This is a genomic window from Spirosoma terrae (assembly GCF_010435915.1).
GTDB classification, from domain to species: domain Bacteria; phylum Bacteroidota; class Bacteroidia; order Cytophagales; family Spirosomataceae; genus Spirosoma; species Spirosoma terrae.
Genome location: NZ_JAAFZH010000013.1, coordinates 191,776 through 201,388, shown reverse-complemented (window position 1 = coordinate 201,388; position 9,613 = coordinate 191,776). Strand labels below are relative to the sequence as shown.

12 protein-coding genes are annotated in these 9,613 nt (G+C 47.6%); 9 read left to right on the top strand and 3 right to left on the bottom strand.

The window, feature by feature from the left end; translation table 11 throughout:
* From GK108_RS23590 to GK108_RS23565, 6 genes are all read left to right on the top strand, one after another.
* The coding region (locus GK108_RS23590) for a DUF3223 domain-containing protein (protein ID WP_163953802.1) at nucleotides 1–704 on the top strand (704 nt) is incomplete at its 5' end.
* A 123-nt stretch (nucleotides 705–827) separates the two neighbouring features.
* On the top strand, nucleotides 828–1,556 hold the full coding sequence (locus tag GK108_RS23585; protein ID WP_163953800.1) for an Rpn family recombination-promoting nuclease/putative transposase: 729 nt from the start codon (nucleotides 828–830) through the stop codon (nucleotides 1,554–1,556).
* A gap of 14 nt (nucleotides 1,557–1,570) precedes the next feature.
* Nucleotides 1,571–1,852, top strand: coding sequence for a DUF427 domain-containing protein (locus tag GK108_RS23580; protein ID WP_163953798.1), 282 nt, complete (start codon nucleotides 1,571–1,573; stop codon nucleotides 1,850–1,852).
* Nucleotides 1,849–2,583 carry an ABC transporter ATP-binding protein gene (locus tag GK108_RS23575; protein WP_163953796.1) on the top strand — a complete coding sequence of 245 codons (735 nt, stop codon included), beginning with the start codon at nucleotides 1,849–1,851 and terminating at the stop codon, nucleotides 2,581–2,583. Before GK108_RS23580 ends, GK108_RS23575 begins: the two co-directional genes overlap by 4 nt.
* Nucleotides 2,576–4,132: an ABC transporter permease/substrate-binding protein gene (locus GK108_RS23570; RefSeq protein ID WP_163953794.1), complete on the top strand. Its 1,557-nt coding sequence runs from the start codon at nucleotides 2,576–2,578 to the stop codon at nucleotides 4,130–4,132. The genes GK108_RS23575 and GK108_RS23570 overlap by 8 nt, the downstream gene beginning before the upstream one ends.
* 63 nt (nucleotides 4,133–4,195) lie before the next feature.
* Nucleotides 4,196–5,431 (top strand): hypothetical protein, encoded by a 1,236-nt coding sequence (locus GK108_RS23565; protein WP_163953792.1) that lies wholly within the window; start codon nucleotides 4,196–4,198, stop codon nucleotides 5,429–5,431.
* Between the two features lie 34 nt (nucleotides 5,432–5,465).
* Here the strand turns inward: GK108_RS23565 and GK108_RS23560 are convergent, their stop codons facing one another.
* Both GK108_RS23560 and GK108_RS23555 read right to left on the bottom strand, forming a co-directional pair.
* The gene (locus tag GK108_RS23560) at nucleotides 5,466–6,101 is read right to left on the bottom strand and encodes a DNA-3-methyladenine glycosylase (protein ID WP_163953790.1); all 636 of its coding nucleotides are present in this window, start codon (nucleotides 6,099–6,101) and stop codon (nucleotides 5,466–5,468) included.
* A gap of 68 nt (nucleotides 6,102–6,169) precedes the next feature.
* Nucleotides 6,170–6,865 carry a DUF2306 domain-containing protein gene (locus tag GK108_RS23555; RefSeq protein WP_163953789.1) on the bottom strand — a complete coding sequence of 232 codons (696 nt, stop codon included), beginning with the start codon at nucleotides 6,863–6,865 and terminating at the stop codon, nucleotides 6,170–6,172.
* Nucleotides 6,866–7,022: 157 nt separating this feature from the next.
* Between GK108_RS23555 and GK108_RS23550 the strand changes: the two genes are divergently transcribed.
* Complete coding sequence (locus tag GK108_RS23550) at nucleotides 7,023–8,321, top strand: hypothetical protein (protein ID WP_163953787.1); 1,299 nt, start codon at nucleotides 7,023–7,025, stop codon at nucleotides 8,319–8,321.
* Nucleotides 8,322–8,328: 7 nt separating this feature from the next.
* On the opposite strand, the gene GK108_RS23545 is transcribed toward GK108_RS23550, so the two are convergent.
* Nucleotides 8,329–8,562 carry a hypothetical protein gene (locus GK108_RS23545; protein ID WP_163953785.1) on the bottom strand — a complete coding sequence of 78 codons (234 nt, stop codon included), beginning with the start codon at nucleotides 8,560–8,562 and terminating at the stop codon, nucleotides 8,329–8,331.
* A gap of 28 nt (nucleotides 8,563–8,590) precedes the next feature.
* Here GK108_RS23545 and GK108_RS23540 point away from each other — a divergent pair, with 28 nt between their 5' ends.
* Both GK108_RS23540 and GK108_RS23535 read left to right on the top strand, forming a co-directional pair.
* The gene (locus GK108_RS23540) at nucleotides 8,591–8,839 is read left to right on the top strand and encodes a helix-turn-helix domain-containing protein (RefSeq protein WP_163953783.1); all 249 of its coding nucleotides are present in this window, start codon (nucleotides 8,591–8,593) and stop codon (nucleotides 8,837–8,839) included.
* Between the two features lie 58 nt (nucleotides 8,840–8,897).
* The gene (locus GK108_RS23535) at nucleotides 8,898–9,578 is read left to right on the top strand and encodes a tetratricopeptide repeat protein (RefSeq protein ID WP_163953781.1); all 681 of its coding nucleotides are present in this window, start codon (nucleotides 8,898–8,900) and stop codon (nucleotides 9,576–9,578) included.
* Nucleotides 9,579–9,613: the final 35 nt, after the last annotated feature.

Sequence of the window (9,613 nt, the reverse complement as noted above, 5' to 3'; positions counted from 1 at the left end):
ACTCTTACAACTTCGGCCAGTCATTAAGCGATTCTGATTTTGAAGCAGTTGCTGACCTGCTTGAATATGATTACTTGAACTCTACAGCAGAAACAGATAACGAAGAGATAGAGCAAGAAACGGAGGAGTTAGAAACAACGGGTGGAAATACTACAGAAGAGGACGAAGATAAATTTTACATAAAAGATATAAAAGTAGCTCAGGTTCAGTTCAATACTAAATGTTTTGAGGTCTTCTACATTGATGATACAAGTGAATATATCTCGTACATTATGTTGATTAACAACAAACGGTATGATCCTGAAAAGCTTTTTTACGTAGCTTGTCGCAACTCGGTTCACGCTGATGTTCATGCAGTAAAGCAAGCCTATTTTGATGCTCACTCGGTTAAGGGACAAGTAAAATGTCAAGAAACTGGCATTCTTTCAACCTGGACAGAATTAGTCGTAGATCACCGGCAACCTAACACATTTTCGATCATTGTTGAGCGTTTTAAAGAAGTGAATAACTTTGATTTGGAATCAATAGAATACGATTCCAATCAGCACAACCATATCATCTTCAAAGATGGAAATTTGACTCAAAGATTCCAGGATTATCACAAGACCAAAGCGAACTTACGACTCGTCAGGAAAGAGTGTAATTCAAGTCGAACAGGATTGGCCAGAGTTAAAAAGACAACCAAAGATTTGACAATAAAATAAAGATTGGTAGCTACCGTGCGACAGGACGCTCGGCGGTTAGGAGAGCGGGTCAGCCCAACTGAATGAGGGTGTAAAGGTTGGAGGTTGGTCGCGTTGACGTAGCATTCTGATCCATCAACCCTCATGGTTGTTAGGTGCAAACGAAATGGATCGAAAAGCGGTTTTCGATGTATATTGTATCAGCCGGACCGGCAGACGTATTTTAAGGATCGAAGTATTTTTTACTCGTCCTTTCCAATCCAGCATCAGGGAATGGCTGGTGACTGGAATTTTAAATTATCGGCCGTGTATCTGGTGGCAATCTTGAATTTTGTACTGCCAGAAAATGAAAACCAGAATGACGTAGTGTCGATTGTTCAGTTGAAAGATCAGTATGGGCGTGTGTTTTACGATAAACTAACCTTTATTTATCTGGAAATGCCAAAATTCACGAAATCGATTAGTCAATTAGAGACGCAGGCCGATAAATGGCAGTATCTCTTTAATAATCTGGATCGGCTCAGAAAACGCCCACCAGAAATAAAAGAGCGTGTTTTTCAGCAATTGTTTGACGCGGCTGAAGTGGCCAAGTTTAGCAAAATCGAGCGCGACAGATATGAGCAGAGCTTAAAGCATTACCGGGATCTCAATAATGTCCTTGATTATGCTGAACAACATGGGCAGCAGCAGGGCTACGAGCGTGGCATTCAAAAAGGGCGTGAGGTAGGGCTACAAGAGGGTAGACAGGAAGGAATAAAACAGCAGACGATTGCTATCGCTAAAAATGCATTGACTAAAGGGTTCGGGGTTGCTGAAGTGGCTGCTCTGACCGGACTGTCGGAAGACGACATTCGTAATCTACTTACTGACTAGTTAACTAACTATCTATGAAAGCGATCTGGAACGGGCAAACGATTGCCGAAAGTGATGATACGGTTGTGGTTGAAAACAACCATTATTTTCCGAAGGACTCGGTCAATGCTGATTATCTGCTGGATAGTCAGACGCACACAGTTTGCCCCTGGAAAGGCGTAGCATCCTATTACTCGCTATCGGTCGATGGAGTCACCAACCCGGATGCCGCCTGGTATTACCCTGATCCGAAACCGGCCGCCAGCCAGATCAACGATCGGATTGCCTTCTGGAAAGGAGTCAGAGTAATCGAATGATTGAAATAAGCAATCTGACAAAACGCTTCCAGACGCATACGGCTGTCGATCATGTGTCGCTCAACATCAATAAGGGCGAAACACTGGTGCTACTCGGTACCAGCGGTTGTGGGAAAACCACTACGTTGAAAATGATCAATCGCCTGATCGAACCAACATCCGGGGAGATACGTATCGATGGCATTGACGTACGGCAGCAACCTGGCCCGGAGCTTCGTCGGCGAATGGGTTATGTGATTCAGGATGGTGGTTTGTTTCCTCATTATTCGGTTGCCGAAGCGATTGCCACTGTACCCAGGCTAGTCGGCTGGACCAGCGAGCAGATCGTGCACCGAACGCAGGAACTGATGACTAAACTTCAGCTGCCAACCACACTGCTGAACCGCTATCCATCGGAACTAAGTGGTGGGCAACGTCAACGGGTCGGTCTGGCACGAGCATTGGCTACTCATCCGCCGGTTGTGCTGATGGATGAGCCGTTTGGGGCGCTCGACCCATTTACCCGGCGTCATGTACGGCGAGAACTGTTTGGCCTGAATGAGTTGAAAGAAACAACGGTCGTGTTGGTCACTCATGATGTGAACGAAGCGCTGGAACTGGCCGATCGAATTGCCCTGATGGACAAAGGGCGGATTGTGCAGATAGGACCGCCTGACGAGTTATTGACTCATCCCGCTACCGATTTTGTCCGTGAATTCCTGGACGATAAACCCCATCGCCCACATGAATGACTTTTTCGCTTTTGTCCGGGAGCATAGCAGCAAACTGATCGAGCAAACGCTGACGCATATCGGCCTGACCTTCGTGTCGCTGTTGGCAGCCCTATTGATCGGGGTTCCTTTGGGTATTGTGATTGCGCGCCGTCGCCGGTTAGCGAGCGGTATTCTGGCACTGGCTGGTGTCTTACAAACCATACCGAGCGTAGCATTACTTGGGTTTCTGATTCCGTTGCTGGGTATTGGGGCGGGACCGGCGTTGGTTGCTTTGTTTCTGTATGCCTTACTCCCCATAATCCGTAATACGTATGTAGGCATTACCGGCGTGAGTCCGCTGTTGAAGGAAGCGGCTCAGGGCGTTGGTATGACGGATCGGCAAATTCTGACAAAAGTGGAACTACCGCTGGCGTTACCGGTTATTTTCGCCGGAATCCGAACGGCAACGGTGATTAATGTTGGTGTTGCCACCCTGGCCGCTTATGTAGCAGCGGGTGGGCTGGGCGAGTTTATTTTCAGCGGTATTGCGCTTAGTAACGTCAATATGATGCTGGCGGGGGCTATTCCTGCGGCTTTGTTGGCTGTGCTATTCGATTTTCTGTTGGCGCAGTTACAGCAATTATCTGGCAAGCGATTGCGGGTTGGAGCGTTGGCTTTTCTGCTGCTTACGCCCTTCCTGTCGGCTTTTTATTTGTTGCCGGGTCGGGAAGATAAACTGATCGCTGGTTTTGCGCATGAATTTTATGGGCGGTCCGACGGCTATCCGGGCTTACAGAAAACCTACGGCTTACTATTACGTCCCCGATTGATTGACCAGAATCTAATGTATGAAGCCATTCACCGGAAACAGGTCGATATTATCAGCGGATACTCGACAGACGGACGTATCAAAGCCTATGATTTAGTTGTTCTCGATGATAATCGGCATGCGTTCCCGCCTTACGACGCTGCTTTGGTGGTTCGGCAGGCAACCCTGAATCGTTACGTTGATCTGGCTACAACACTGAATCTACTCGCCGGTAAACTGACCGATTCTGTGATGACGGCGTTGAATTACCAGGTTGATTATCAGAAGAAATCGACGGAAGACGTAGCGCAGAATTTCCTGAAACAAGTCGGTTTATACAAACGGCCTGCTCCCGGCGAACGGACCGAAACGATTGTGATGGGGACAAAGGTGTTTACGGAGCAATATATCCTGGCCGAGCTCTGTCGCCAGCTCGTTGAAGGGCAAACTGCATTACGTGTGGTGACTCGTACCGGGCTGGGCGGCACCCAAATCTGCTTCGACGCACTACGTACTGGTTCGACTGATTTTTCACCAGAGTACACCGGAACGGGTTTGTTGGTTGTTCTTCAGCCGTCGGCTGATACGTTACGTGCTTTACCTATGCAGCCGGATTCTGTTTACCAATTTGTTCGGCAGCAATACGTAACGAACTACAAGCTGGATTGGCTGAAGCCGCTAGGCTTCAATAATAGCTATTGCCTGATGATGCGCCGGGAGCAGGCTCAAAAGCTAGGCATTCGGTCGATTGATGATCTGACACGATTTTTAAGCAAGTGAGCATAGATTATAAATTATAAATGCGTTCATCTGATCTTTGTATGTAGAATACACAGCCATAGAATGAAAATTGCGTTTACAGTAGTCTATACCACTTTAGTAATAAGCCTAATAACGGGGTTGAATGGGTGTAAAACCGTTGAGCCAGTGTCGGTCGATCCCGTTGTTACTACTCCCGCTGCCCCGAGCTGGACACTCAATCCTGATCTGATTCTTGATAATAAGCTGCTACTGGCGGCCCATGCCAACGAAAAACGACTGGTGGTGGCTGGCACGGAAGGGTTTTTTCAGCTTGATGCAGGCGACACTACGTTTATAAAAAACGGAACGTTTGGGAAGACGGTACAGCGGTTTGGGGTTGGAGGGAGCGCTGCGGTCGGGTTCTCTGTGTTTACGCCATTGCTGAGCGATAATCTGTATGCATCGCTGAGCACAGATCGAAAAATTGTGGGCCTGTCGTTCGTGGGTGATTCAACGGGCCAGACACAGTATTACACAGGTTCCGGGGCCGGAATCTATCCGGATATAGTCTACCCTGCTCTCAATCTGACTATTACTGGCTCGGATTTTAGATCGGGAAATGGGACGTTCGGCTCGTTTAATGTGCAGAAGAACGTACTGCTTTTACATTCTTCGCAGGGCGTCATACTTTTAGCCCGGAATGACAACACGAAAGAGTTTGCGCTGCTCCGGCCGGTTGGAAAAGATTACTCGGAGTTTTTAGTCAACAACTATACTCTGAAGCCAATCGCTCTACCGCTTGAGACAGACTATAAATCGTCGGTACGGACATCGATTGCCGTCAACGATTATTTTGTAGCTACGCCTGGCGAGAGCCTGTTGGCCAGCAATACGTATCTCTATGCCATTTATACGGATGGAACAGTGAAAAAAATACCAAAGCCAGCCATCATCCCCGATAAATATTTTTATTACAAAGGTAAACTGTATGGTTATCAAGGGTATAATGGCATTATTGCGCAGTCGGTGGATGGCGGATTTACCTGGAAAAATCTCCTGAGCGTCAGTTTTTCGGGTAGTGTCGAATTTGTTGAGGTTGACGGAAAGCTGGTGGCGTATGGGCAGAGCCAAATTCTCCTGCTCGACGATGGTACAGAAACGTTTTCAACCTACGACCCGAATACGAAAAGCTTTTACCAACTCATCAATGCAGGCCTGGATGGTAACAAAATAACGGGGCTGACAAGGTTTGGGAAGAAGGTGTACGCTACTACGTTAAGTGGACTTTATCAGATCAATCTGACTGATTTTTTTACCAAAGCAACTCCATCCAAATAAACGTGCTACTTCGGGAATAACGTACTGTAATAGCTCACTTTTTACTGACGTATCGGTTGCCTTTAACGTAGTACCGATAGGGTAGGTCAACGCCCTGTGTGATGCCAATTCTCGTGGTCGTAACCATGTCGAAATCGTGCAGAACGGGTCCCCGAATGAAAAGTTTACTGGTTATGAGTGATGCGCCATTGTGCGTTTGTCGGTTGATGCCCATCGCTATGGTGAGCTTACCCGGACCGTTGCAAAGATTTCGTTGTCCGTCGGCCGTATCGATGGTAATCGTATTATTTCTATACCGTTCAAAGCCCGTTTTAAAGGCATCGTTACGTCGAATGGCCATCAGATCAAGCCCTTCCGTTGGTTCGAGGGCCCGAATCAGTACTGCTTCGCCGATGCCTTCCGGGCTAGTCACTACGTTGATGCAATTGTAGTGATTGTAAATCTGATACACATATAACGTACCGGCGGGGCCAAACATGGCTGCGTTACGTGTGGTCTGTCGTCGATAGGCATGGCAGGCAGGGTCGTCGGTTAGGTATCCCTCTGTTTCAACAATAATACCAGCCGTCGTTCCGTCCGGACTTTCGTGGACGAGCTCGCAGCCAAGCAGCAGTTGAGATAGCGTAAGTGTGTCGTGGGATTGGTAAAAATCGAGAGAGAGCGTTGCCAAAATGATTATATGGTTATGGTTTCTTGTTTCCAGGACTACCTTCAACCATACACGATGAACAATAAACCCTAAACAACGATGCCTGAGTCTATAACCGCTTTTTCGGCTTTCTGTTCATTGGCGCTTTTGATCTGACGAACCACTCTGACAATCAACGGAACACCGATTAGGGTTGGAAGTAACCATACAATTACTTGCGGTAAAAAATGAATATTCACGACCAGAAACGCGGTCAACGTAGCGACGTATCCCGCCGACATACCAATAATGTGTGAATAAAGCCAGTAGCTTTTGTCTTCCGGTGGATTCCGAAAACCATCGATCGTTTGTTTAACGCGGGCGAGTGCAATGACACCAAAAACAATGCCGACAGCGCCGAAAAAGCTTTGATTAACCACTTGCCAGAGTCCCCAGGCAATGAGCAGGGCGGCCGTAATTCCGGCTCCAATCTGAATACTCCAGTCCAGCGTAGCAACTTTCCCGTCAATCGCTAATCGTTTCCAACGTAGCGCCCGATAGCCCGACAGCACCAGATAGAAACTGAAAAATGCAATCATAAACAGAAACGTCAGGCTTTTTAAGTAGGCAACTACCACCGCCGTAACGAAAACAACGCCCATACTGTAGGTGTAATAGCGGCCAGCAAGACGATGTTTGGACGCTCCTTTTTTGGTGAGCATCGCTACAGGGCCAGCTAATAGAGCTACCGTGCCAGCGATAGCGTGTATGATGATAAACGTCTTGATAAACAGTTGAATAGACATAGCTGTAACGGCTAAAGATTTTAGGCTGAAATGAATAAACAAACCTAGGCTGACCGGCGATGGAGTACAATAATGACCGGTTTTAAAGTATTCCCAAAAGTTATAGGCCAGGCTGGCAGAGAACGTATTTTTGCCGCGTATCTAAACGACTTAACCGATGAAACCAGTTGTAGGGCTTCTGGTTGGAAGCTGCCTAATTGGGCATATCGCTACCGGGCAGACGATTGACACCGTTTATTCGTCAGCCTATCTAAAGAAAAGTACATCGTTTGCCTGGTTCCACTACGGTGGCGATCTGCTACGTATGCCCGGTGGACAAGCTCCTTATTCGGGCGGATCAATACCATTTTCAAGTAAAGTCATTCCGCGACTGACAATAGGCGGGGTTCATTTCTGGGGGCATGCCGATATGTACGTTACGTTTCCGTTGCCTTTGGCAATTGGTAAATCGCATGCTGCCTTCAACGATGGGTCGTATAAAGAAGGGGTGGAAACGGGCTTGCGTATTTATCCGAGAGCACTGGCTCCGAATCGGCTGACGCCCTATGTGGGAATTTGCTTTAAACGACAGGCCTATGGACATCAGGAGAAAGACACGCCCTTCGGGAAAGGCTACCCAGAATTTGATCGCTTTATGGCTCCGTTGCAGGCTGGCGTTACGTATTCAACCAATCGATTTCATCTGACCGCCGGCGTCTATTACCAGCGGAACCGCAACGTTACGTATTCCTATTCGCCCACGGCTTCGGGCCCATTATCCTTTAATCCCGTAACGGTGAATATAGGCCTGGTTCGCTATATCGACACCGACAAATCAATGGCGCGGCCAGAAGGCGTTCAGCAGGCTAACATAAAAGCGCACATCCTGCGAAAGCATAAAAAAGAAAGCAGTTGGTACGCCGGAATTGGCCCTTCGGTGGGGATGCAAATGAGCAAATCATCGTATTTTAAAGCCAAATACCCGTATTTCTACGACGATATGACGGGAGGAATCATGCCCGACGTAACGTTTGGCTATTATGCGTCCAAACCCGATTTGAACCTGGGTGTTTCCTACCGAACGATGGGAACGCACCTGGAGGCTTACGGAACCGATATTCGATTACGAAGGCATTCCTTTATGCTGGAAGGCTATAAATTCCTGTTTAATTACTTGGGCTTCGTGCCTTATATCGGGCCGACGCTGGCGGTGGAAAGCCTGAGTGCTACCGTGACGGAAGCAGGTCAGCAAAGGCGTTACTCACAGATAAAACCGGGCATTGGCATCATTGCCGGGTGGGACATTCGTGTTACGCGGACGGGAACGAGTCTGCTACGTACCAACCTGCGTTACACACCCGGACTGAAGCTCCAGATCGGCGACGAATCGATCAAATTCGACCATCTGGAGTTTAACTTCATTCAATACGTCCATTTCATTGGTCGAAATAAGCTCTACAAGAGTTATAGCCGTTGATCGCTAACTAATCATTAATGCTATAAAAGCCATATCGCGGGGATATGGCTTTTGTGTTTTCTGCCTGTTTGGGCCATAAAAACTGGCATAAGCTATAATAAACGGGAATAAGTTGGTCTGAACGGACAAGTTGCCAGAATTCATTCGACAGCCCTGCTTTTTCATTGGTCGATAGACGAACCGCATCGGTCGAAATAAGTTGAAAACACCCTCCCCAATGTGCCACATTTGTATTGTTCAAACAGCACAAGATCAAACAAATCATACTCATGAGCGCACTCGCTATCAAACTCCGCAAACTTCGTGAAATCTACGGCTACCCTCAGGAATATGTTGCCTTTCAAATGGGTATTAGCCAGGCCGCTTACAGCAAAAAAGAAAACGGTAAAACCGAACTCTCCTTAACGGTACTGGAACAGCTGGCTGGCCTGTATCAGATTTCAATGCTGGACCTCATCGCGCTCAGCCTTCCCGATCTGCTCATTATGGCGGTTCAGAAATCGACCGCCAATTCATAAGTAACTCCAATTTTTCCTAAACCCTTATCCGACTTTCACGCATAACCAAACGAATCTTATGAAAACGAAACAACACCTCAGTACGTTACTAGCCGCTACGTTGCTTTCTGGCTCAGTAGCCGTAGCGCAAACCGCTGATCAATACACCACCGCCATGACAGGTCTGGTTCAAAAAATGGATACGACGCAAAGCGTTGCCGGAAATCTGCAAACCGCTAATGCATTTTCCCGCGTGGCCAATGCCGAAAAAGACAAGTGGCTTCCCTACTATTACGGAGCACTTTGTACCGTAACGGCGGCTTTCAGCGAGCCTGGCATCGACAAGATCGACCCGCTTTGCGAACAGGCTACTCGATTGCTTGATGAAGCCGACCGGATTTCGCCGAATAACTCGGAAGTGTACTGTGTTAAATCTATGATTCTGTTGGCTGGTATCAAAGTAAACATGATGCAACGCGGTATGGAATATATCATGAAAGCACATTCGAATCTAGAAAAGGCGATTCAGCTGGACCCCAGTAATCCACGCGCTTATTTCCTGATGGGCCAGCAAGCTTATAACACACCTGAGAAATTTGGCGGCAGCAAAAAGGAAGCGCTGGCTTATTTCGAAAAAGCCATTGAATTGGCCGAAAAGCAGAAAGACAGAGCCAATACGATCGACGTAAACTGGGGCCGTAAACCCGCTGAACGCCAGGCTGCCAACTGCCGTAAACTGCTCCAGTTAGCTGCTAAATAAGAGCAGGGGCAGCTTGCTAATGAACAACCATTACG

Coding starts and splice junctions, on each gene's coding strand:
- GK108_RS23540 (WP_163953783.1), top strand. CDS start 8,591: ATGAGCGCACTCGCTATCAAACTCCGCAAACTTCGTGAAATCTACGGC.
- GK108_RS23550 (WP_163953787.1), top strand. CDS start 7,023: ATGAAACCAGTTGTAGGGCTTCTGGTTGGAAGCTGCCTAATTGGGCAT.
- GK108_RS23575 (WP_163953796.1), top strand. CDS start 1,849: ATGATTGAAATAAGCAATCTGACAAAACGCTTCCAGACGCATACGGCT.
- GK108_RS23555 (WP_163953789.1), bottom strand. CDS start 6,865: ATGTCTATTCAACTGTTTATCAAGACGTTTATCATCATACACGCTATC.
- GK108_RS23580 (WP_163953798.1), top strand. CDS start 1,571: ATGAAAGCGATCTGGAACGGGCAAACGATTGCCGAAAGTGATGATACG.
- GK108_RS23570 (WP_163953794.1), top strand. CDS start 2,576: ATGAATGACTTTTTCGCTTTTGTCCGGGAGCATAGCAGCAAACTGATC.
- GK108_RS23535 (WP_163953781.1), top strand. CDS start 8,898: ATGAAAACGAAACAACACCTCAGTACGTTACTAGCCGCTACGTTGCTT.
- GK108_RS23565 (WP_163953792.1), top strand. CDS start 4,196: ATGAAAATTGCGTTTACAGTAGTCTATACCACTTTAGTAATAAGCCTA.
- GK108_RS23585 (WP_163953800.1), top strand. CDS start 828: ATGGTTGTTAGGTGCAAACGAAATGGATCGAAAAGCGGTTTTCGATGT.